Below are 22,661 nucleotides of genomic sequence, written 5' to 3' on the forward strand. Positions count from 1 at the left end.
TTTTAATCCTCCTCTTTTTTTCATATCAAAATTATTATTTCTTTAATTAGGAGAATTTATGTAAATTAAAATAAAAAAAGAAACTCCTTTTAAGGAGCTTCTTTTTAATATTCCTCTACATAAAATAATGCACAAACCTTAGGACCTGAATGTATTGCTACTGAACATCCTAAAGGAAGTTTTATATATTCTATATTATTACTTTCTAAATATTCCTTTATAGGTAAATAAATATCCTCATTCTCAAGTTCAACTAATATGATAGGTTCTCCATCTTTTTTAGGAATTGAAGAAAATTGTTCAATCATAGCTTTAACCATCTTCTTAGTTCCTCTTATTTTCCCTTGAACATTCATTTCTCCATCTAACACATTAAGCATAAGTTTTATTCCTAATGCATTAACAAATAAAGCTTTTCCCTTTGAAAGTCTACCACCTCTTACTAAGTTATCTAAACTTTCAAATGCTATAGTACTTTTTATATGATTCCTATATTCTAGTATTTCTTTTTCTAATTCCTTTAAAGTTATTCCTGCTTCTATTAATTTAGCAGCTTTTAATATAATAAGTCCAAGTCCAACAGTTACATTTCTTGAATCTATTACAACTATGTCATCACTTTCCAATTCAGATTTAGCTAAGCACGCAGATTGATAAGTCCCACTCATATTTGATGATATGTGTATTGATATAACTTTGTATCCCTCTTCTAAGTAGCTTTTATATTTCTCTATAAATCTAGTTGGAACTATTTGAGCAGTCGTTGGAAGAGCATCTTCTCTTTCTATTCTGTCCATCATAGCATCTACCTTTATTTCAACACCATCTAAATAGCTCTCTTCACCAAAATTTATTAACATAGGCATTACATCTATGTTATATTTCTCTATAATCTCCTTAGATAAGTCACAGGTACTATCTGTTATAATCTTTATTTTCTCCAAAATATATATCCCCCTTATTTCATGCCTGGAAATCCAATTTGTCTTAGAGCTTCATAAGCTATAATGGCTACTGTATTTGATAAATTTAAACTTCTAGTAGTTGTATTTATCATTGGTACTTTTATCCCATGATGAGCATTATGAACCTCCTCTGGAACTCCTGCTGATTCTCTTCCAAACATTATGAAAGCACCCTCTTCATACTTCACTTCATCATAATGTGCATCAGCATGAGTTGTTGATAGGTAGATTTTCTTATCTCCATACTTTTTCATAAAGTCTTCATAACTTTCATGGATTTCAAGATCTAATTGACTCCAATAATCTAATCCAGCTCTTTTTAAATGTTTATCATCTATAACAAAGCCCATAGGTTTTATTATGTGAAGCTTTGAATTTGTCAAAACACATGTTCTTGCTATATTTCCAGTGTTTTGTGGTATTTCTGGTTGATATAATACTATATTAAGATTCACCTTTGTCCCTCCAAATAAATGTAAAAATTTATAAATTTTTAAGTTAAGTCACAAGTATATGATATTATCTAATGAAATAAAATGCAAGTTAATCATTCTTTAATACAAATTCATATATCACTTTTGCTACCCCATCTTTATCATTGCTTTCAGTTATATAATCTGCTTTTTCTTTTAAAGAATCTATTGAATTTCCCATAGCTACACCTAAACCTGCATAATTAATCATAGATAAGTCATTTTCATTATCTCCTATGCAAATTATATCATCTTGCTTTATATTGTATTCATCGGCTAAAGCCTTTACAGCTTTTCCCTTAGAGACTCCTTTATTGTTTACTTCTAAGGCATATCTTCCTGACTGAGTAATTTCAAAACTCCTATTTTTTATAAGTTCTTCTCTTATTTTCTTTAGTTTATCTACATTCAATTCAATTATTATACATTTACCGATACTATCATTTCTAAAAATTTCATCCCACTTACTTTTGTCATTAACATAAACATTTTCTACTCTATGCTTATGTGGTATTTTTTTATTTAAAATTAAATCACAGAGATGTTTTCTTATTTTTGATGGCCAATAAACCTTATCTCTTGAATGAAAACTAGGAACCCCTTTATACTCTTTGCAAACCTTTATAATTTCTTTACACTGTTCTCCACTTAAAACATCTTTAGAAATTAAAATTTCTTTATCTTCATCAATTACCCATGCACCATTATTAGCAATTACTGCACAGTTAACTCCTAAGAATTCTGAAAAATAAATAGCATTTTTAGCATTTCTTCCAGTACATATTATTATATGAACTCCTTTTTCATAAGCCTTTTTTAAAGCAATTTTATTTTCTTCACTTATTCTTTTTTTTGAATTTAATAATGTTCCATCCATATCTATACATATCATTTTGTAACTCATAAATTCTCCTCCTAAATTAAAGGGGAGAGATTAAAAACTTAACCTCTCCCCTTTAAGCATATTAATAATTTACCAAATAATAAGATTATATATGCTTTATATTAATCTTAATTAAAGCAAGTCATTCTTCAAATCATGTTTAATTTAATTAAGAATGATTAGCAGGTTGTTCAGTAGCACCTGGATTCTCCGGTGTTGCTGGAGCTTGAGGTGTTGTTTGTGCTGGTGCTGGTGGTGTTGCTGGTTGTTCAGCCTTCTTAGTTCCAACCTTTATTATTTCATCCTTTTGCTTATAAACATCATGACCTATTAGTTTCTTATCTATCTCTTTTCCATTTTGATATGTTACTAAATATCCTGTTGACTTATACCCTGTAACTGGGTTTTGCTCTACAACTCTCTGTCCTGCCGGCAAACTAGAATCTTCTACTGTTTTAACTGATGGTTTTAATGTTTCATTTACAACAGTTTGTAATTCATATGTTTTTCCATCCATAGCTTGAACATTTCCATATATATTGAAAGTAACATGCTTATTACTTGTGTATCCTTGAATGTATATTGGGAAATCGTAAGGATTTTTAAATTGATAATCTAAAGATCCCCAAGCAACTGTAGCATCCTCACTTGGACCTGAATAAGTTGTTGTCATACTATGATTATGTCTTTCAGTTGGCATTATTCCTGCTCTTAATACTGCTCTATATAAAGTAGTAGAAACTTGACAAATCCCTCCACCTGTAACCATTTCAACCTTATTACCTATGTAAGCAGCTCCATCTTTATACCCCTTAGCTGTAGTTCTTTCTCCTAAAGTGTTATTATAACTAAATGTTTCACCTGGCATAAGTACTGTTCCATTTACTGTGTTAGTTGCAATTTCAACATTAGCACTTCTATCAGCATTAGAGCTTATATAACTTGTTGTAAAACTTCCTATAACACCATCTATCTTTGAAAGCATTTCTTTTGTTATTTTAGGTTTAGTAACTTCTACAGGTACTTCAACTACTGTATTAGCTTCTGGCTTAGCATTTATAGCATCTTTCACTAATGTAACCATTTTATCTTTTTCTATAGCTCGTCCATCTTGTCCTTCTGTTACACTTACACTTCCACCGTTTACCTTTATAGTAGCATTTTTAGCCTTTTGATTAACCATTTCAGTTAATTCATTTTCATAATCAGTTAATTTAGCTTCATCATATTTAAAGTCTAAATTAAATTCTTTTTTATCTTTTCCATTTATTAAGTCATTTTTGCCAAAAAGATTTAAATCTTTTCCATACAGCATAGCTTCATTAACTGTTTCATCTATGTTATATTCTGGTGATAAATCAGAATACTTTATTTCTATGCTTTTGTCAGCAGCCTTTACTGTTATAGTTTTATTTTGAATTGGCTCTTTTATATCTTTATTTAAAGCATCTACAGCCTCTTCTTTAGTCATTCCTGATAAATTAACATTTTCAACATATACATTTGGGTATATCTTATTGTTCCATTTTTCAACTTTCTTTTGAATACTAACTATGTATACACCAATAGAACCTATTATAATTGCTAATATAACAATAACTGATATTATTATGTTTTTCTTACTCTTATGTAAGTTTTTGCTTGGTTTTTTACTTTCTTCGTTCACAATTATTCTCCTCTCTATAATCTTCCTAAAAAAACTATAAGCTAAATTTTACAGAAATTTATTACAATATAATAACATTTCTTATTATAACAAAATTTTCACAACTTTTGGGAAAAATTAAATAGAGCTAAAAAATTTTTAACTCTATTTAATACTGACCAAAATACCTTTAACCTAAAAAGGACTCATTGCTTTCTATAATATATTCAGTTCTTTCTCTTGAAAAATCTCCAGTAACATCAAAAGCTTCTATGGATACTCTTATTGGCCTTCCTTTTGGTAGATAAAATTTACTCTTATCTACAACAAACTTAGTAGCTTTTCTAGGTAATGTTCCTGCATAGTTGTCATTGATAAATACATTGTATCCATTTAAATCGTCTTCCTTATTAGCATTCCAAAAAATATTTATCTTTCCACCACTCACATATGCTTGTAAACCGGTAACATTAGTTGGTGGCATTAGTCTAGCTATACTATTAGGTCCCCAGTTTAAATCTACTGGACTTCCAATCCCATCTAATTTACCTTCATCTGTAAATTGCCATATAGTCCACCTTGTCCATCCACCAATATTTGGAGGAAATGGTGGATTCGTAGGAACTCTTGTATACATAGCTATCCATAGAGGCATATCACTTAAAGGATATCCCCTTCCTGGAACCTCAAAATTATCATATAACTCTATGAAGAATAGTCCTGTATACAACATTAATCTTCTTCTAGTTCTTTCCTCAAATCTAGTTCTAAACCTATCTATCCAATTCACAAGTTGCGTAGTTGTTAGTGATCTATCTGTAGGTGACTCTACATCAACTACAGGGAATAAATCACCATAGTCTCCTTTTCCAAATCCTTGTTGAAGAACATCAATAAATTGATCAGCTTGCATTACTGCAGTTTGCAAATCACTAGAAGGTTTTGCATAGTGATAAGCACCACATGGAATACCATAGCTTCTGCACCCCTTTACAAACTCAAAAAACTTCTTATCAATTCTTAATTGATTTGTTCCAGAACCTGAAGATCTTAAGTAAATAAAATCTGAATTTTTAGCCAAAGTTTCAAAATTAACATCTTGAGTAAATTCATTTAAATCTGGTCCAAATGTACTTAACGGATTTTTATCTTGCATCAATATTCTCCCTGTAAATTAGTACTTACTATATAAAATATAAATTTACAGAGAAAGTTGTTACTAATAAATTACTCTCTATTAACCTTTAAAGATTTTTCTATTATTGTATCTAAAAGTTTCTCAAAGCTCATATTTACGCCTGCAGCGCTCTTAGGAAATAAACTGTTTTTTGTCATTCCTGGTAATGTATTTACTTCTAATATATAAGGAATATTATCTTTTACAAGCATGTCAACTCTAGCATATACATCACACTTTAATAGCTTGTAAGTTTCTAAAGCCATACGTTCAACTTCTTTATGAAGATCTTCATTTAATTTGACAATAAACTCATCTGCTCCACCATCTTCATATTTTGATGCTATATCAAAGAACTTCCCTTTCGGTTTTATAGCCAATACTGGTAACATCTTACCATCAATTATAGGACAAGTTATTTCATCACCCTTTATGTATTCCTCAATCATTACTTCTGTATCATATTTTAAAGCCTCTAATACAGCCTCCTCAACTCCTTCTTTAGACTCAACTAAAGTTGTTGCAACTGATGATCCTCCATTGTTAGGCTTTATAAAAACTGGGTATCCTAATCTTTCTATTGCATCATAATCAATTTTATCTACTGATGAAACCATTAACCATTTTGCTGTTCTAACATTTCCAAAGGCTAAAATTCTCTTTGTCATATCCTTATCCATGCATATTGCACTACTTAAAGGACCACATCCTGAAAATGGTATTCCTAGAGTCTTAAGAACAGATTGAACAGTTCCATCTTCTCCAAATTTTCCATGTAGAGCTAAAAGAGCGAAATCTATTCCTTTAACTTTTTCTATTAAATCCTCTTTCTCATTTAATACTATAGGAATAGCTTCATATTTATCTTTATCTAAGGCACTTACTACAGCATTACCACTTTGTATTGATATCTCTCTTTCTGAAGAAATGCCTCCCATTATTACTCCAATTTTCATATATTTACCTCCAAAATAGAAATAATTAAAGACTTGTTATTTGTTGAACAAGCCTTTAATATTATAGCATTATATTTTCAAAATAGAAAGTTAGTGAAACCATTTATTTTATGAAATATAATTAATATATTTCATAAATATCCGCAAACTCTATTGATATTTTTTCCACTTCAGTTTTATAACCTAAACTTCCACTTTCTTCTACATCAATTTCAAATCTTGTATTAGGTAATAAAATTGAAAATTCACTTCCATTTTTACTACTTTCCCTTAAGAAAACTTTTCCTTCATGAAGCTCTACTAGAGATTTAACTAGGGATAAGCCTATTCCACTTCCTTCTTTATTTCTATTTAAAGACTTATCATTTTGTATAAATCTTTCAAAAATAAATTCCTTCATATGAGATGGAATTCCTATTCCTGTATCCTTAATTCTTATATCAACCCAAGTTTCATCAGTTATAATATTAACCTCTATTTTTCCACCTGAATCTGTAAATTTTATGGCATTAGATAAAAGGTTTAAAATTATTCTTTCAATTTTATCTGGATCACATTTTATTTCTAACTCTTCACAATCAGTATCAAATACTATATCAATATTTTTAGACTCAACATAAGGTATTACAGACATAGTTATATCTTCTGTAAGTTTTATTATGTCATAATTAACAAAGTCCATTTTTATAAATCCAGAATCTATTTTTGTTATATCTATAAGATTGTTTACAAGCCTTAGCATTCTAAAGCAATTTTGTTTTAAAGTCTTTTCATACTTTTCATAAAAATTAGAAAATCCAACTTCATTTTTTTTATTATTATTTAAAAGCTGTATACAAGAATATATTATGTTAATGGGAGTTCTAAGTTCATGAGATAGGTTAGCAAAAAACTCGTTTTTAACCTTATCGTATTGTTTTATTTCCTCAAATTTATTTTTTAACACCTCTATTTCCTTAACATCTTCAATATTTCTAGCAACTCTTACCCATCCTAGTGTATTGTTCTTACTATCCTTAGTTCTACTTGATATGGATTCCAATTCAACTACGCCATTTTTTGATTTTACTTTATCTATAGTTAATACCTTGTCCTTATTAAAATATTTGCTATCTATCATTTTAAGATTGGATTCAAGTAAAAGAAAATCATAATAAACTTTTCCTATAAGCTCTTCTTCATCATATCCTAAGACATCAATTACAGCTTTATTTATATAGGTTATTTTGCCTTCCACATCAATTGTAAAGATTAAATCCTTTATATTTTCAGTAACGCCTCTAAGCCTTTGCTCATCTAGCTTCAAATTTTTCTCCATCATATATTCTTCTGTTATGTCATTTAACCTTAAAACATAATAAAGATGCTTTTTCTTTCTTATTCTTTGAAGATTTACTCTTATTACTTCTCTCTCTTCATTTAACTTTATTATTCCCTTCCACTCTTTAGAATTTCTAAGAACACTTTCTATGCTAATTACATTTTTATCATATAAAAATTCTTTTATCTGTTTTTCTAAATCATAATAATTCTCATTACTACCTACTTTATTTGAAATTCTTTTTTTTCTACATTTTTCATTTGCATATATTATACTTAAATTATTGCTTAGTAATATTACCTCACTATTGCAATCAAATTCTATTAGATCGAAAAATGCACTTAATTCATCTTGCATAAAATTTTTATTCTTAATAACTTGTAGAGAATCAAAAAACATTCCAAAAACAAAGCTCATAAAAGATAAGAAGGAAAAGAAGATAATATTTATCTTTATTAAATCATCATTAGTAATAGATAAGGAAACTCCATAAATTAATTTTAATAGCATAAGAGCTCCGCTTATCATTATTGCTAAATATGTTATCTCTCTATATTTCAAGCATTTTACAAAACAAATTGCAACACACAATATATATATTAAAATAATTATTCCTACTGTTAAATTTAATATGAAGGTATCCTGATAAACACCTAAATCATAATTCATATTTAAACACTGTAGAATAAGCGTTACTCCAATTACAACTAGTAATGTTGTCTTCTTATATTTACGTATAAATTTTTCAAACCTTTTCATAGCTAAAATAGCTAAAAGCATTAATATACCTCTAAACATTATGCTAAACAAATTCAAATCATAAACTTGATTTCTAGCTATTTTGCCCATAATTAACATAGCTATCATTTCACTAATTAAACTTATATATATAAGAGAAATCCCAAAAAAGTTTTTTTTCTTAAACCCTCTATAATATATAAAGCATATTGCTAATATCATGAAACAAAGAAGTACATGTGTCATAACTATAACTTCTTCAATAGCATAATTTATGATTAGATTACTAAATTTATTTCCATTTAATCCCATAATAATATCTAAACTTTTAAAAAAAAATACAACTAATAAAACTATTGTAACTATAGTTATTCTTTTTATGTTTTTTCCTTTAATATTTAAATTATTAAAAAGTCCAATTAACATACCTAATTTATCCCCATTCTTAATTAGAATAATACTTTTATTATATATTAAATAAATCTTTTAAAAAGTTAAATTTGTATTTTTTTCAAAAAGTTATCTCTTTCTTCATAATATTACCATATTTATTTGTTGTTGACCTATTTATTTATAAGAACTACAATGTTAATAGAAAAATTTCAAAAATTTTAAAGGAGGAATAAATGAATAATAAAACAAAAGGGATAATTTTAATAACAATATCAGCTTTTAGTTTTGCTCTTATGAGTACATTTGTTAAATTATCCGGAGATTTACCATCAATAGAAAAAAGTTTCTTTAGAAACTTAGTTAGTTGTTTTGTGGCATTTTATTTAGTAAAAAAAGATAATGCCTTAATTTTTGGTCACAAAGAAAATAGACTTGCTCTAATAGGACGTTCTGCTTTAGGAACTTTAGGAATTTGGGCTAATTACTATGCAATCGATAGATTAATGCTATCAGATGCTACTATTCTTAACAAATTAAGCCCATTTTTTGTTATTATATTTTCTTATTTATTTTTAAAAGAAAAGCTAAAGCTAGTTCATATAATATCTCTTTTAGTTGCCTTCTCAGGGGTTTTATTTATAGTTAGACCATCTGGAAACTTAGCAAGTAACTTTATACCTGCTATAGTAGGTCTTTGCTCAGCAGCCTTTGCTGGTGGTGCATACACTTTCGTAAGATATTTAGGTGGAAAGGAAAAAGGAGCTACTATTGTTTTCTTCTTTTCTTTTTTCTCCATAGTAACAACTTTCCCTATTATGTTGTTCCAATTTAAATTTTTCACTTTAGAACAATTTGTATTTTTAATACTTGCAGGTGTTGCCGCTTCTTGTGCTCAATTCGCCTTAACTGCCGCTTACAAATATGCTCCTGCTAGAGATATATCTATTTATGATTATACTCAAGTTATATTCTCAGCTTTAATAGGCTTCACTTTATTTGGAGATATTCCCGATAAAATTTCTTTAATAGGTTATGTTTTAATATTATTAGCATCACTTACTATATTCTTATATAATAAAAAAGAGATAGTAAAATAAAAAAAGCTACACAAAAGTGTAGCTTCTTTTATTTATTATTTTTAAAATAATCGCAATATTTATTTATTTTACAAATATCACATTTAGGCTTTCTAGCTATACAACATCTTCTTCCATGAAAAATTAAAAGATGATGAGCTAGAGACCATTCTTTTTTAGGCAATTCTTTCTGAAGTTGCTTCTCAGTTTCCAAAACATTGTCTGAGTGTGCTAATCCAATTCTATTAGAAACTCTAAACACATGAGTATCTACAGCAATAGATGGAACTCCAAAGGCATTTGATAAAACCACATTAGCAGTTTTTCTTCCCGCTCCTGCTAAAGAAGTTATTCCTTCCATAGTCTTAGGAACTTCTCCATTGAAGTTTTCTTTTAACTGATGTACCATCATGATCAAGTTTTTCGCCTTATTTCTATAAAGTCCAATTTGCTTTATTCTATCTTCTAACTCTTCTTGACTTATTTTTAAAAAAGCATCTACATCAGGATAGTCCTTAAATAAAGTTTTAGTTACCTCATTTACTTTTTTATCCGTAGTTTGTGCCGATAAAATAGTTGCAACTAAAAGTTGAAAAGGAGTTTCATAATTTAATTCGCACTTAGCATCTGGATATTCTTCTTTTAAAATTTCTAATACCTCTTTAGTTCTCTTTTTCATAACATTTACCCCTAGTCTTTATATACACCTCTATAGCTTTCTGGTAAAAGACTTGCAATACCTTTCATAAGGTGTCTTAAAGATCTTTCTTCATATTCGTGTTTGTCCTCACCTTTTTCTTTCTTAGGTAATTCTATAGGTTTGCCAAATTTTATATTAACTTCAGCATGATAAAATTTTTCAGCTCCCATATTTTCATCATTTATTGGCATAAGTTTTTCTGTTCCTGTCATTCCAAAAGGAACAATTTTAGCCTTTGTTAATCTAGCTATAAGTAGAATTCCTTTTTTAGCCTCTATCATTTCACCATTTCTACTTCTAGTTCCCTCTGGGAAAATGACTATATTTTCCCCATTTTTTACAGACTTAACTATTTTGTTAAGTGACTCTCTATCTGCTGAATTAGGTTTTATTTTTATATTCTTAACTAATCTAGTTCCTATATTAGTTAAAGCTTCATCATTTAATTTTACTCCCGCTATGAAATATGGATCATAATCTTTTCTTAAAACTTTATCTAAAACTAAACCGTCCGCATTGCTTAAGTGATTTCCTATAAATATAAAAGGTCCTTTTTCTTTTTTTATTTCTTCAAGTCCTTCAACTTTTAAGTCAGCATATTTATTTAAACATCTTCCGATTAAACTTCCCGCTATTGGTTTAAACATACTATCTGGTAGTCTAACTAAAACATTAGCCCCTATACGAGTAAACATTCAATTACCTCCTGAATTAAATTTTAACAATATATTATTATACATCATAAAAATTTAAAAGTCTATTTTTAAAATCCTTAAGATTATCCGAATTAAGTTGATATTCTGATATATCAACCTTCTCCACCAATGCTTTTCTCACCATTATATTTCTTAATATTGTATTTTTCCCTCTCCATCCACAAGAGGTCTTTTTGAAAGTTTCATTAAATTCTTTTTTGCTCATTTTATCAATATCATCAAAGGAATCCTTTTGCATAAAATCAAAAGGTCTAAACTCTTCTATATTGGTGTATGAAATCCCTTTATTATATGGACATTCTTTTTGGCAACTATCACACCCAAATATTCTTCCCTTCATAAGCTTAAAATATTTATCTTCTATATCCTTTTTTTGAGTTATATATGACATACATGAATTAGTGTTTTTTATTCCGCTCCTATTTAAAACTTTTGTTGGACAATTCTTATAGCATATTTCACAAGTTCCACACTCTTTAAAAGCTCTAAGTTCCTCTAAAGTTTTCTCTTCATCACAGTCAATATCTAGATTGGTTATTATTTCTCCTAAAAATACATAAGAACCATACTTTTTAGTAATTAACATATTATTTTTACCAATAAAACCTATGCCACCTAAATAAGCAATATATCTTTCAGGCAAAGAATTACTATCAACTAAAGCCACTGCCTTTCCACCTAAACTTTCTATATATTCACCTATTTTCTTTAAGTAAGAACCTACAACATAATGATAATCTTTTCCTCTTGTGTAAACCGAAAAACCATTATCAACATATTCTTCATTATATAAATAAGGAAAAGCAATTGTTATTATGGTTCTTCCATCTTCCATATAAGCTTTAGGATTAACTCTCTTTTCAATGTCTTTTTCTTCAAACTCATTTTCAAACCTTTTTTCTTTTCTTATATAGTATACCTCTTCAAGTTCTGAAAATCTTCTACACTTTACAAATCCAACATTTTCTAAACCTAAAGCTTTGCAATACTCTAAAATTTTCTCCTTCAAAAATTATCACCTCAAATTATATAAACAAAAGACTATACTAAAATCTCTTTTTAATAATACCTAAACAAAAATTCAACCTTCTGTTTTTTTATTACTAAAAATAATTTTACATATAGTCTTATTATAAATCAAATATTAACAATGAACTTATTTATAATCTAATTTTTAATAACTCCTGGAATTCCAACAACAGTTTTCCCTTGCGGAACATCCTTTAATACTACAGCGTTAGCCCCTATTTTAGCTTCATCTCCTATATTTATTGGCCCTAAAACTTTAGCTCCGCATCCAATTATAACATTGTTTCCAACCGTCGGATGTCTTTTCCCTTTTTCTTTTCCAGTTCCTCCAAGAGTAACACCATGATATATTGTTACATTATCTCCTATCTCTGCAGTTTCCCCTATTACAACACCCATTCCATGGTCTATAAAAAGACCTTTACCTATTTTAGCTCCTGGATGAATTTCTATACCCGTAAAAAATCTTCCTAATTGAGAAATTAACCTTGCTAGAAAAAATAATTTAAATCTATATAACCTGTTAGCAATTCTATAAAAAATCAAAACATGAATACTTTGATAAAGTAATAGAACTTCTATCTTTGATCTAGCTGCAGGATCATTTTTCATAACACTTTCTATATCATATCTTAGTTTTTTAAACAAAATTTTCACTCCTACTGATTAATCATATAGCCCTGTTGAAAAATATTTTTCTCCTCCATCAGGTGCTATAACTAATACTTTTTTATCCTTATCTAGTTTCTCTAAAACTTCTTTTGCTCCTTGAAGAGCTGCACCTGAAGATATTCCTATAAGAACTCCTTCTTTATCAGCAAAACTTTTTGCCATAGAATATGCATCCTCGTTACTAACCTTTATTATTTCATCAACTACTGAGTTATCATATATCTTTGGTATAAAACCAGCACCTATTCCTTGAATCTTATGAGGTCCCGGTTTTTCTCCTGATAAAACTGCTGAGTCACTTGGTTCTACAGCAACTATCTTTATATTTGGATTAAATTCTTTTAATCTTCTTCCTATACCTGTAATAGTTCCTCCAGTTCCAACTCCAGCTACTAGAATATCTAGGTCTGGTAAATCTCTTATTATTTCTTCAGCTGTAGTTTCATAATGTTTCTTCGCATTTGCTTCATTTAAAAATTGTTGTGGCATAAAGTATCCTTTTGTTTTAGCTAACCTCTCAGCTTCCTCAATGGCTCCTTTCATACCTTTGCTTCCTTCAGTTAATATAATTTCTGCTCCATAAGCTTTTATCATATCTCTTCTTTCTTTACTCATAGTTTCAGGCATTGTTATAATAACCTTGTATCCTTTAACCTTTCCAATCATTGCTATTGCAATTCCTGTATTTCCACTAGTAGGTTCCACTATGACACCATTTTCTTTTAATAATCCATTTTTTTCAGCTTCTTCTATCATTCCTAAAGCTGCTCTATCCTTTATGCTTCCTCCTGGATTAAACTTTTCTAATTTAACAAATATCTTTGGTAAATTTTCTCCCTTAAATAAGTTGTTAGCTTCTAATATTGGTGTATTTCCTATCAAACTTAAAAGATTTTCAAAAACCATATAAATTTCCTCCTAAAAATATATAATAAAAGGTCCCTACACTATTTAGAGACGAAGAATTTTGCTCCGTGGTTCCACTCTAATTAGGTAAAGACCTCACTTAATCAAGTACATAAATACTCTATCACGTTAACGGGTGATACTCGAAAATTTCTACTATTTAACTTCTTCGAAATTTCTGTTCAAAAGCGCACTTCTTATAAAGCTTTGGTGAAAGATTTCCAGCATCACTTTCTCTCTGTGACCTTTCTTTATAATACTTTACTTTATCACAACATTTATCCGACTATTCTGATAAGAATTATATATTTCATTATATGCTTTTATTTGTTTTTGTCAACTAATCTGCGTACTTTTTCTTAAATTTTCTTCTTAAATTATTAGGAATCAATTCATCAACTATATCATGAATAAGAACCATACCAACTAATTTTTCTTCATAATCTACAACGGGAATAGATATTAAATCATATTTAGTAGATTTTTCTATAGCATCATCGATAGTACTGTCTATATTAACACTTATAGAAGATGTATGCATAATCTCCTTAAGTCTAGTATTTTCCTCATTCATTATTAAATCTCTTAAGGTTACTACTCCTTTTAGTCTATCCTCTTCATCTGTTATATAAACATAGTACATAACCTCTTCATCAGCATTTAACTCTCTTAATAGCTCTATAGTTTCTTTAACTGTAAGATCTAAATTAAAGGATATAAAGTCCTTATTCATGATACTACCTACAGATTCATCTGAATAACCCATAAGTTCTTTAACTTCTTCAGCATCTTCATTTTCTAGAGCAATTAAAACTTTTTCTCTTTCCTCTTCATCTAGCTCATCTATAATATCTGCGATTTCATCATTTGGAATATTTTCAAAAAGTTCTGCTGTTTTAGAATGAGAAAGTCCCTTTATGATACTACTTTGCACTTCTGGTTCTATTTCTTCTAAGGTATCTGCAGCTAAGTCTTCATCTAAACTATCAAAGACCTTTTTTCTGTTTGTGGCATCAAGTTCTTCAAGTATATCTGCTAAGTCTGCAGGATGTAGTTTTTGAAGCTTTTTATAAGGAATAGCTAATTTTAAGTTCTCATTTATCATTTCTAAAGATTCAACGTCTTCCCACATAATAACTTTTTCTTGGAACTTCTCTCTAAATATCTTAGCTAGTATTTTCCCTAAAGTTTCCATACCTTTACGTCTAAACTTAACTATTTTCCCTGTTTCAACAGCTATAACTCTAAACTCTCCTGCTATCTTAACTATTCTTAAGTCATCAACCTTAACTACCTTTTTTCCATTTATATCAACTATTTTTCTATCTAATAAATTTTGAGATAATAAATAGCTATAATTTCTTGGCAAGATTTCTCTGCTACCTCTTATTTGTATTTTAAACTTACCATTATCTCTTTGATAAAAGTCTATATTCTTAAATTCATAATCAAATATAACTCCATCTCTTTTTACTTTATATCCTATAATTCTTGGATATCCCTCTTCTGTTGTTACATATACGTCCTTTAAGACGCCTAAAACTTCATTAAATTCGTCATATATTTTCTTATTGATTATGTTGCTGTATAAAAACATTGTTAATTTATTCATACATATCTCCTCCTCTTAACTCTAAAATTCAAATGAATTTTAAAATTAAATTTCATTATCAAGAAAAGGAGAAGTATGTCCTAAATTCACTAAATAGAAAATAACTTCTCTCTTCTCTTGTTTTATTTAATTTTAAATTACACCTATCTTCTCGAGGGCTATCTTCCATTTAGTTTCACCACCTATAAATAAAAAATTACATAACTCTCTAATTTATTATATTATATAGACTTTAAAATGCAACGTTTTACTCTTATTTAAATAAAAATATTTTATTTGACTTTATTACTTCATCATGTTAAAGTGATAATAAATTAAAGTTTAGGAGGAAATTATGAAAAAAGGATTATCTTTATTATTTGCCATATTAATTCTTTCATCCATACTTTATGGTTGTTCCTCAAAAAATGTGGAAAACAAAAAGGATGAAAACACTATAGTAGTTGGAATAGATGATACCTTTGTTCCTATGGGGTTTAGAAATGAAAAGGGAGAAATTGTTGGTTTTGATATTGATTTAGCAAAAGAAGCCTTCAAAAGAATGAATTTAAAAGTTGTTTTTCAACCAATTGATTGGTCAATGAAAGAAACCGAACTTACTAACGGAAATATAGATGTGATTTGGAATGGATATACTATGACTCCGGAAAGAGCTGAAAAAGTTGCCTTTACAAAACCCTATTTAAAAAATAGACAAGTTATCATTACTCTTTCTGATTCTAACATAAAAACTTTAAATGACTTAAAGGATAAAACAGTTACTACTCAAGATGGTTCAAGTTCTTTAGATACATTATTTGAAAGACCCGAATTAACTAAAACCTTTAAGGGTGGAGAACCTATATTATTTGACAGTTTTAATGATTGCTTTATGGATTTAGAGGCTGGCAGAAGTGATGCTGTTGTTTGCGATGAAATTCTTGCTCAATATTATATTTCAAAAAAAAATCCAAATAAATTTTACGTACTGTCTGAAGATTTAGGAGAGGAAAGCTATAGCATAGGCCTTAGAAAAGATTCTAATTTAGTAGATTCTCTAAATAAGACCTTAGATGAAATGAAAAAAGATGGAACTACAGCTAATATAGCTAAAAAATGGTTTGGAAAAGACTTAGAAAATTAAAGGAGGTACAAGCTTTGGATTATATTATTACTTTAATGCCTTCGATAGTTGATGGCTTAAAAAATACATTAGGCGTTTTTATATTAACATTAATACTTTCTATTCCTTTAGGAATATTTGTTGCAATACTTAGATTATCAAAAATTAAATTAATAAGTTCTCTATCATCTTTTTATGTTTGGGTAATGCGTGGAACCCCTTTACTATTACAGTTAATCTTTATATTCTTCGGATTACCTATCATAGGAATTAGCATTGATAGATTTCCTGCTGCTATAATAGCCTTTACATTAAACTATGCTGCTTATTTTGGAGAAATATTTAGGTCAGGTATAAAAGATGTTGATAAAGGACAATTTGAAGCCTGTAAAATCCTCGGACTTTCAAGGTGGTTTGCATTTAAGAAAATAATTCTTCCTCAAGCATTAAAAAAAACTCTACCATCTATAGCAAACGAAGTTATTACACTAGTTAAAGATACATCATTAGTTTATGTAGTTGGTATAGGAGAACTTTTAAGAGCTGGAAAAATAGCAAGTAATAGAGATGCTTCTCTTATTCCATTATTCTTAACAGGAATTATATACTTAATATTAGTAGCAATTTTAACTAAATTATTTGATAGATTTGAAGAAAAATATTCATATTATAATTAGGAGGGCTTTAAAATGATAGAAATTAAAAATTTAGAAAAATCTTTTAAAGGAAATAAAATATTAAAAAATATTTCTTTCACCTTTAAAGAAGGAGAAATCTTGACCCTACTTGGCCCTTCTGGTGCTGGTAAAACCACAATACTTAGAATATTAAATGGTCTTGAAACTTGTGATTCTGGAAGCATAAACCTAGATAATATAAAAATTTGTGAAAATGGAATATATGCTGATTCAAGCATCTTGAAGGAAATTCACAAAAAAATCGGTCTAGTATTTCAGACATTTAACCTTTTTCCTCATATGAGTATTTTACAAAATTTAATATTAGCTCCAATGCATACTTTAAATCTATCTCTAAAAGAAGCTACTGATGAAGCATTAAAAATACTTTCTAAGCTTTCTTTAGAAGACAAAGCTAATGCCTATCCTTGTGAGCTTTCAGGAGGTCAAAAACAAAGAGTTGCCATTGGAAGAGCTTTAATGTTAAATCCCAATTATATATGTTTTGATGAACCCACTTCAGCCTTAGACCCTACATTAACAAAGGATATTGCAAATATTATAAAATCCTTAGCTGAAGAAAATATCGGGGTGTTAATAATAACTCATGATATGGAATTTGCAAAAGAAGCTTCTTCAAGAGTTATAAAACTAGACTCTGGAGAAATCTTAAAAGATCTTACCTCTGAAGAATTTTGGCGTGAAACATCTGCTATATAAAACTAAATTATAAAAATTACAAACTATACTTTTAATAAATTAGGCTAAACAGAATTTTCTATTTAGCCTATTATTATTTTATTTCAAACTTGATGATTATTTTATATTAGATTGAATTTGCCCCTTTAATTTTTTTATTTCTTCTTCATTACCATTTCCATTTAAGAACTTATCATATTCATAAGTTAAACTTTTCAATAACTCTATATTTTTTAAGCTTTCAGTTCCTTTTAATTCTTCCTCTGCTTTTGCAAGTTCATTCATATAATTGCCTTTAAAATCATTCCAATCCTTCTCATTAAATTCTTTAATTCCATCCACTTTATTCACTAACTCATCATATAAACTTTTGATTTTATTTTTCCCATATTCCTCTTTAGAATTTTTTTCTTCTGGCACTTCAGTTGGATTTGGTGAAACACTCTGTGATGGATTAACCTGTTGAGTGTTTGACTCCTTTGGCACTGTTTCCTTTGCACTCTTACATCCCATAGTAAAAAATGTTACTCCAACCAAAAATGCAATTATTAGTTTTTTCATATTTTCACCTCAAAATTTAGTTTTAACTTAGTATCCCCTTTAAAAGCAAAAAAATAAATGGATAGTTAAAAACTATCCATTTATAGAAATTCTATTTCTCTTAAAAGTTAAAACTATATAAAAGCATAAAAGGCATAAAAAAACTTCACTAATTACTGTACCATTCAAAAAATTAGTACCTAATAGACCTAGAGAGTTTTCTATTAGTATAAGAGATACAGTAATTATTAAAAATGTAACACCTTTTTTATCAGAATGCTTCTCCTTCTTGAAAAGTAATAAAGCACTTAATATTATGGTTAATATAGATATATATATAGCCTTAAACAAAAAATATTTTTCTGTTGTAATTAAATAACCATATTCCCATGAAACAGTAAAAAAAGGATTAAAAATAGCTATCATAATGAAATAAAATCCTATTAAGATAAATGGAGCAAATTTAAAAAATTCAAATTTTATTTTATCACTCCTTAAAAATATATAGAAAGCTAGTATTACTATTAAAGGAATATATACTATGTCCAAAAAACCAGCGTACTTAAATAGACTTATATATCTCTGATTGTTTACTAATGATAAGGCTATTAAAGAGCTTATTCTTATTATTTGTAGTAAAAAAACTATACCTATAATATTTTTTATTTTTTTAGGTGAATATCTATAATTTCCTACTAAATTACCTATAGTAATAAAAATTATAAGAAACAAAACTGTGTAATAAATAAATGTTTGATTCATAACTCCTCCTCAATCATTTCTCACCTATTTTGTTTACATATTAAATCATCATTACTATAAAGTATTATTTATATTACTTATTTATTCCTAAAACTTGTATTCCATCTTTAACACATTGAACTCTTAATGGGAAATCTGGCCCTCTTTCTCCATCTATATCAGTAACTATTTCCTCATTAGATTCTATAAGTAATTCATCTGTTTTTATATACTCTATTCTAGAGTCTTCTAAATGCTCTCCTTTTAATACCTTTATGAACATAGGTATTAATTCCGGAATATGACAAGCCTTAAATATAACTACATCTAAGAATCCATCTTGAACTTTTGCCTTAGTTGCTAATTTAAAGTTTCCAGCTGTTTGACCATTAAAAACAAGCATTAAATATATAGGCTCATTAAATACTGTTCCATTAGCAGTTATTTTAACATCTAGTTTTCTAAAGTTAGGTAATTCTTCTAATCCTTTTAAATAGTATGCTAACTTACCTATTGTATTTTTTAAGTTTGTATCTGTCTTTTGAGATACATCAGTAAATAATCCTGTAGATAATACATTTACAAAATAATTATCATTTACTTTACCTAAATCAACACCAACAGCATGAGAATCTAATATTTGCTCAACACATGCACCAGCATCTTGAGGCATTCCTAAGTGTTTTGCAAAGTCATTTGCTGTTCCTACTGGAATGATTCCTATTGGAATATCGATGCCTCTTTTCTTCATAGCATTAACAACAGTATCAATAGTTCCATCGCCACCTGCAATAAGTATGTATTCATAAGTAGAATCTACTACATCTAAAGCATTTATTACATCCACTCCTCTTTGAATTCTATAAGGAACTATAGTATATCCTTTTTCTTGGTGCATAGTTATTATCTTATCAAGTTCTTTTAAAATAGCATTTTCTCCTGAATATGGATTATATATGAATCTTACTTTCTTCAATGTTTTACGCCTCCAATTTTAATTCTTTATTATAAATTAAATTGATATTTCCTTTAATTAATGGTATCATTTTTAATATATTAACAAACTTACAATATTATAAAATTATATCATTTGTTAATCCCATTGTCGATAATATAGTGTCGGTAAATGTTTTTGACTTTAATCAATATTTATGCAATAATATCTATGTTTTAACTTTATATTCACAATTAATTTTAAATTAATTCATTATATATTGATATTTAATCTAAAACTTATGGATACACATTAATATAATTTTATTATTGTTAATCTTTTTATTAGGAGTGATTATATGAGAAAAAGTAGTATACCAAATATATTTACTTTTATAAACCTATCTTTTGGTATATTATCATTATTAGCAACATTTAAATCAGACTATCTGTTAGCCTCAATATTTATAATTATGGCTGGATTAGTTGATAGATACGATGGAAGAGTTGCACGTTACTTAAATGTTTCTAGTGATCTTGGAAAAGAACTAGATTCTTTAGCTGATTTAGTATCATTTGGTGTTGCACCATCAGTACTAACTTTTGTATTTTATAATTTTGAATCTTTAGGTCCTAAAGGAATTATAGGTTATGCATTATTACTTTGCTTCCCTATTTGTGGAGCTTTTAGATTAGCTAGATACAATGCAACTGAATTTGACGGTATATTTAGAGGAGTACCTATAACTATTGCTGGAGCAGTTGTAGCTTTATTTATTTTATTAACTGTAAATAATCCTATAAATATTATATTCCCAATAGTAATATTAGTTGTATTCTCTTACTTAATGGTTAGTAATTTACAATTAAAAAAATTTTAAAAAAAAAGCCTATTAAAGAATTTTCTTTAATAGGCTTTTTTATTATTTTTCTTCCTCTTCTCTAATAGAATTATCAAAAAACAAGTCATGTTCAACTTCAGTTAGAATTATATCCTTTGATACTTTAGCTGTTATAACTTGAGATTTAAGCTTTATATACTTAATATATGCCTCTTCATTTTCTTTAATTATCTCTAAAACAGAGTCTATTATTTTTCCCATTTCATCAACTCTGTCTAAAGCCTCATCTAAATCCCTTTTCCTAACTTTGGCTATATTATTTAACTCTCCAGCTGCTCCCACTAAAAGTCTATAAGTATTAGCATAGCTACTTAGAAGTGAACTTAAATTATTAATCTCATTAAAATGCCTCTTAAAAACTTCAGTTTGACTCATTCTCTAAATAACTCCTTATTAAAATTTTAGCACTCATTTAAAAGTTTAAAATATCCTTTATGAAAGTCTTTTTCTATTCATCACACATAAATAAAATATCTGAGCTATCTTTCCCTTTACTGCTTAAAGTTACCTTTCTTCCCCATAAAACATTTATATACTTTAATGTTTTTTTTGCATAAGTAGCCTCTAATTCTCTACCATCAAAGACATGTTCTAAATTTAAGGTCATATCCTTTTTATTTAACTCTTTAACCCTAATATGTGGAATAGAACTCACTCCACACTCATCTGCAATTAAATTCCTAATATTTTTCCATCCCGATTCGTCTGAAACTTCATCTACAACATAATCGAAACCTTTTTTAACATACTGGAATAAATTAAGCTCCTCACACAGTTCCCTAGTTAAATATTTTCTTATGAAAGAATTATCTCTTTCTAAAGCTCTTACCTCAAAAATCTTTTCTTTACCATACCTTTTTTCTATATCTTGAAAAATTCTAAATCCTATATAATATGGATTTAATCCATATGCAATAGGAGCTACAACATCATTGTGCCTTTTTAAGAACTCTAAATGAAGTCCTTGTGGTAAATTTAATTTTTTCAAAATATTATAATGCCAATAGCTTGCCCATCCTTCATTCATTATCTTAGTCTCTATTTGAGGTAGGAAATATAAACTTTCTCTTCTAACTATTTTTAAAATATTTTTTTCCCAATCCTCTAAATTACTATAATCTATTATAAATTGAAGAATATCATCATCTGGATTTAGCGGAATTTTACTTATATCTGGAGGAAGTATTTCCTCCATAGAGTCTAAAATACCCCTATTTTCTTTTTTCTTATTAAATATACTTAATACTCTTTGTCTCTGCTCATCTTGAGACTCTCTCTTCTCACCTATAACTCTTGGAATTTGATATCTTATTGAATGAGCAGCATCTAATATTCTCTCAACTTGACTATATCCTATACTAGGATCATTTATATATCCTCTTATAGTGTCTGCATCTAACTTAAACATTTCTAAAGTATTATCTGCATCTGTTCCTTCTGCAAATAATCTATTATTTTTAAAGAAATCATTATGACCATAAACATGTGCCATAGTTAATATTTGAAGCAACAATGTATTATCCTTCATTAAATAAGCTAGGCAAGGATTAGAATTTATAACCATCTCATATGGTAATCCTGTCATATTTAATGAATATAATGTTTTATTTTTTTCATAAGCCTTACCATAACTCCAATGTGGGTATTTAGAAGGCATTCCTACATATGCTTCATAGCTTAACATCTCATTATATCCTATAATTTCATATTCCTGTGGATAATAATCAAGCCCTTCACTTCGAGCTATTTCTTCTATTTTATTGTTCCACCCTTCTAAATCTTTTAAATTATAATCCATATTTAAA

At 28.1% G+C, this 22,661-nt stretch carries 23 protein-coding genes and 1 other annotated feature; of the genes, 5 read left to right on the top strand and 18 right to left on the bottom strand.

Features of this window, described 5'->3' with window-relative positions; all coding sequences use genetic code 11:
* Nucleotides 1-104: 104 nt before the first annotated feature.
* From AC2JAQ_RS08665 to AC2JAQ_RS08695, 7 genes are all read right to left on the bottom strand, one after another.
* Nucleotides 105-944: a DegV family protein gene (locus AC2JAQ_RS08665; protein WP_488456078.1), complete on the bottom strand. Its 840-nt coding sequence runs from the start codon at nucleotides 942-944 to the stop codon at nucleotides 105-107.
* A gap of 14 nt (nucleotides 945-958) precedes the next feature.
* Nucleotides 959-1,420, bottom strand: a complete 462-nt coding sequence (locus tag AC2JAQ_RS08670) for a tRNA (cytidine(34)-2'-O)-methyltransferase (RefSeq protein ID WP_488456079.1) — start codon at nucleotides 1,418-1,420, stop codon at nucleotides 959-961.
* 88 nt (nucleotides 1,421-1,508) lie between these two features.
* Nucleotides 1,509-2,342 carry a Cof-type HAD-IIB family hydrolase gene (locus AC2JAQ_RS08675; RefSeq protein WP_488456080.1) on the bottom strand — a complete coding sequence of 278 codons (834 nt, stop codon included), beginning with the start codon at nucleotides 2,340-2,342 and terminating at the stop codon, nucleotides 1,509-1,511.
* 148 nt (nucleotides 2,343-2,490) lie between these two features.
* The gene (locus AC2JAQ_RS08680) at nucleotides 2,491-3,987 is read right to left on the bottom strand and encodes a VanW family protein (protein WP_488456081.1); all 1,497 of its coding nucleotides are present in this window, start codon (nucleotides 3,985-3,987) and stop codon (nucleotides 2,491-2,493) included.
* A 169-nt stretch (nucleotides 3,988-4,156) separates the two neighbouring features.
* A complete protein-coding gene (locus AC2JAQ_RS08685) occupies nucleotides 4,157-5,122 on the bottom strand; it encodes a glycoside hydrolase family 25 protein (RefSeq protein ID WP_488456082.1) in 966 nt (321 codons plus the stop codon).
* A 71-nt stretch (nucleotides 5,123-5,193) separates the two neighbouring features.
* Nucleotides 5,194-6,099, bottom strand: coding sequence for a D-alanine--D-alanine ligase (locus AC2JAQ_RS08690; RefSeq protein WP_488456083.1), 906 nt, complete (start codon nucleotides 6,097-6,099; stop codon nucleotides 5,194-5,196).
* A gap of 121 nt (nucleotides 6,100-6,220) precedes the next feature.
* Nucleotides 6,221-8,584, bottom strand: coding sequence for a sensor histidine kinase (locus AC2JAQ_RS08695; protein WP_488456084.1), 2,364 nt, complete (start codon nucleotides 8,582-8,584; stop codon nucleotides 6,221-6,223).
* A 200-nt stretch (nucleotides 8,585-8,784) separates the two neighbouring features.
* Between AC2JAQ_RS08695 and AC2JAQ_RS08700 the strand changes: the two genes are divergently transcribed.
* On the top strand, nucleotides 8,785-9,648 hold the full coding sequence (locus tag AC2JAQ_RS08700; protein ID WP_488456085.1) for a DMT family transporter: 864 nt from the start codon (nucleotides 8,785-8,787) through the stop codon (nucleotides 9,646-9,648).
* A 28-nt stretch (nucleotides 9,649-9,676) separates the two neighbouring features.
* Here the strand turns inward: AC2JAQ_RS08700 and nth are convergent, their stop codons facing one another.
* The 6 genes from nth to AC2JAQ_RS08730 all read right to left on the bottom strand — a co-directional run bounded on the left by nth (nucleotide 9,677) and on the right by AC2JAQ_RS08730 (nucleotide 15,262).
* Nucleotides 9,677-10,306, bottom strand: coding sequence for an endonuclease III (gene nth, locus AC2JAQ_RS08705; protein WP_488456086.1), 630 nt, complete (start codon nucleotides 10,304-10,306; stop codon nucleotides 9,677-9,679).
* An 11-nt stretch (nucleotides 10,307-10,317) separates the two neighbouring features.
* Nucleotides 10,318-11,022, bottom strand: a complete 705-nt coding sequence (locus tag AC2JAQ_RS08710) for a lysophospholipid acyltransferase family protein (protein ID WP_488456087.1) — start codon at nucleotides 11,020-11,022, stop codon at nucleotides 10,318-10,320.
* Nucleotides 11,023-11,059: 37 nt separating this feature from the next.
* Nucleotides 11,060-12,052 carry a tRNA epoxyqueuosine(34) reductase QueG gene (gene queG / locus AC2JAQ_RS08715; RefSeq protein WP_488456088.1) on the bottom strand — a complete coding sequence of 331 codons (993 nt, stop codon included), beginning with the start codon at nucleotides 12,050-12,052 and terminating at the stop codon, nucleotides 11,060-11,062.
* A 158-nt stretch (nucleotides 12,053-12,210) separates the two neighbouring features.
* On the bottom strand, nucleotides 12,211-12,720 hold the full coding sequence (gene epsC / locus AC2JAQ_RS08720) for a serine O-acetyltransferase EpsC (RefSeq protein ID WP_488456089.1): 510 nt from the start codon (nucleotides 12,718-12,720) through the stop codon (nucleotides 12,211-12,213).
* Nucleotides 12,721-12,738: 18 nt separating this feature from the next.
* Nucleotides 12,739-13,650: a cysteine synthase A gene (gene cysK, locus AC2JAQ_RS08725; RefSeq protein WP_488456090.1), complete on the bottom strand. Its 912-nt coding sequence runs from the start codon at nucleotides 13,648-13,650 to the stop codon at nucleotides 12,739-12,741.
* Nucleotides 13,651-13,694: 44 nt separating this feature from the next.
* Nucleotides 13,695-13,932 (bottom strand) — a binding site (T-box leader).
* A 58-nt stretch (nucleotides 13,933-13,990) separates the two neighbouring features.
* Entirely contained in the window at nucleotides 13,991-15,262 is a 1,272-nt protein-coding gene (locus AC2JAQ_RS08730) for a magnesium transporter (protein WP_488456091.1), read from the bottom strand.
* Nucleotides 15,263-15,596: 334 nt separating this feature from the next.
* Here AC2JAQ_RS08730 and AC2JAQ_RS08735 point away from each other — a divergent pair, with 334 nt between their 5' ends.
* Genes AC2JAQ_RS08735 through AC2JAQ_RS08745 form a run of 3 tightly spaced genes read left to right on the top strand, consistent with a single transcriptional unit; the run spans nucleotide 15,597 to nucleotide 17,761 of the window.
* Nucleotides 15,597-16,385 (top strand): amino acid ABC transporter substrate-binding protein, encoded by a 789-nt coding sequence (locus tag AC2JAQ_RS08735; protein WP_488456092.1) that lies wholly within the window; start codon nucleotides 15,597-15,599, stop codon nucleotides 16,383-16,385.
* Nucleotides 16,386-16,399: 14 nt separating this feature from the next.
* Nucleotides 16,400-17,041, top strand: a complete 642-nt coding sequence (locus tag AC2JAQ_RS08740; protein ID WP_488456093.1) for an amino acid ABC transporter permease — start codon at nucleotides 16,400-16,402, stop codon at nucleotides 17,039-17,041.
* A 12-nt stretch (nucleotides 17,042-17,053) separates the two neighbouring features.
* Nucleotides 17,054-17,761: an amino acid ABC transporter ATP-binding protein gene (locus AC2JAQ_RS08745; protein WP_488456094.1), complete on the top strand. Its 708-nt coding sequence runs from the start codon at nucleotides 17,054-17,056 to the stop codon at nucleotides 17,759-17,761.
* Between the two features lie 96 nt (nucleotides 17,762-17,857).
* Here the strand turns inward: AC2JAQ_RS08745 and AC2JAQ_RS08750 are convergent, their stop codons facing one another.
* The 3 genes from AC2JAQ_RS08750 to AC2JAQ_RS08760 all read right to left on the bottom strand — a co-directional run bounded on the left by AC2JAQ_RS08750 (nucleotide 17,858) and on the right by AC2JAQ_RS08760 (nucleotide 19,997).
* Nucleotides 17,858-18,301 (bottom strand): hypothetical protein, encoded by a 444-nt coding sequence (locus tag AC2JAQ_RS08750; protein WP_488456095.1) that lies wholly within the window; start codon nucleotides 18,299-18,301, stop codon nucleotides 17,858-17,860.
* Nucleotides 18,302-18,373: 72 nt separating this feature from the next.
* A complete protein-coding gene (locus tag AC2JAQ_RS08755; RefSeq protein WP_488456096.1) occupies nucleotides 18,374-19,042 on the bottom strand; it encodes a hypothetical protein in 669 nt (222 codons plus the stop codon).
* 73 nt (nucleotides 19,043-19,115) lie between these two features.
* Nucleotides 19,116-19,997: a YegS/Rv2252/BmrU family lipid kinase gene (locus tag AC2JAQ_RS08760; protein ID WP_488456097.1), complete on the bottom strand. Its 882-nt coding sequence runs from the start codon at nucleotides 19,995-19,997 to the stop codon at nucleotides 19,116-19,118.
* Nucleotides 19,998-20,313: 316 nt separating this feature from the next.
* Between AC2JAQ_RS08760 and pssA the strand changes: the two genes are divergently transcribed.
* Nucleotides 20,314-20,835 carry a CDP-diacylglycerol--serine O-phosphatidyltransferase gene (gene pssA, locus AC2JAQ_RS08765; protein WP_488456098.1) on the top strand — a complete coding sequence of 174 codons (522 nt, stop codon included), beginning with the start codon at nucleotides 20,314-20,316 and terminating at the stop codon, nucleotides 20,833-20,835.
* A 42-nt stretch (nucleotides 20,836-20,877) separates the two neighbouring features.
* On the opposite strand, the gene AC2JAQ_RS08770 is transcribed toward pssA, so the two are convergent.
* Complete coding sequence (locus AC2JAQ_RS08770) at nucleotides 20,878-21,231, bottom strand: hypothetical protein (RefSeq protein WP_488456099.1); 354 nt, start codon at nucleotides 21,229-21,231, stop codon at nucleotides 20,878-20,880.
* Between the two features lie 73 nt (nucleotides 21,232-21,304).
* Complete coding sequence (locus tag AC2JAQ_RS08775; protein WP_488456100.1) at nucleotides 21,305-22,654, bottom strand: SpoVR family protein; 1,350 nt, start codon at nucleotides 22,652-22,654, stop codon at nucleotides 21,305-21,307.
* Nucleotides 22,655-22,661 lie beyond the last annotated feature (7 nt).

This window comes from Clostridium sp. LIBA-8553 (assembly GCF_057782465.1).

Coding starts and splice junctions, on each gene's coding strand:
- AC2JAQ_RS08675 (WP_488456080.1), bottom strand. CDS start 2,342: ATGAGTTACAAAATGATATGTATAGATATGGATGGAACATTATTAAAT.
- AC2JAQ_RS08685 (WP_488456082.1), bottom strand. CDS start 5,122: ATGCAAGATAAAAATCCGTTAAGTACATTTGGACCAGATTTAAATGAA.
- AC2JAQ_RS08690 (WP_488456083.1), bottom strand. CDS start 6,099: ATGAAAATTGGAGTAATAATGGGAGGCATTTCTTCAGAAAGAGAGATA.
- AC2JAQ_RS08695 (WP_488456084.1), bottom strand. CDS start 8,584: ATGTTAATTGGACTTTTTAATAATTTAAATATTAAAGGAAAAAACATA.
- AC2JAQ_RS08700 (WP_488456085.1), top strand. CDS start 8,785: ATGAATAATAAAACAAAAGGGATAATTTTAATAACAATATCAGCTTTT.
- nth (WP_488456086.1), bottom strand. CDS start 10,306: ATGAAAAAGAGAACTAAAGAGGTATTAGAAATTTTAAAAGAAGAATAT.
- AC2JAQ_RS08710 (WP_488456087.1), bottom strand. CDS start 11,022: ATGTTTACTCGTATAGGGGCTAATGTTTTAGTTAGACTACCAGATAGT.
- cysK (WP_488456090.1), bottom strand. CDS start 13,650: ATGGTTTTTGAAAATCTTTTAAGTTTGATAGGAAATACACCAATATTA.
- AC2JAQ_RS08730 (WP_488456091.1), bottom strand. CDS start 15,262: ATGAATAAATTAACAATGTTTTTATACAGCAACATAATCAATAAGAAA.
- AC2JAQ_RS08735 (WP_488456092.1), top strand. CDS start 15,597: ATGAAAAAAGGATTATCTTTATTATTTGCCATATTAATTCTTTCATCC.
- AC2JAQ_RS08745 (WP_488456094.1), top strand. CDS start 17,054: ATGATAGAAATTAAAAATTTAGAAAAATCTTTTAAAGGAAATAAAATA.
- AC2JAQ_RS08750 (WP_488456095.1), bottom strand. CDS start 18,301: ATGAAAAAACTAATAATTGCATTTTTGGTTGGAGTAACATTTTTTACT.
- AC2JAQ_RS08755 (WP_488456096.1), bottom strand. CDS start 19,042: ATGAATCAAACATTTATTTATTACACAGTTTTGTTTCTTATAATTTTT.
- pssA (WP_488456098.1), top strand. CDS start 20,314: ATGAGAAAAAGTAGTATACCAAATATATTTACTTTTATAAACCTATCT.
- AC2JAQ_RS08770 (WP_488456099.1), bottom strand. CDS start 21,231: ATGAGTCAAACTGAAGTTTTTAAGAGGCATTTTAATGAGATTAATAAT.
- AC2JAQ_RS08775 (WP_488456100.1), bottom strand. CDS start 22,654: ATGGATTATAATTTAAAAGATTTAGAAGGGTGGAACAATAAAATAGAA.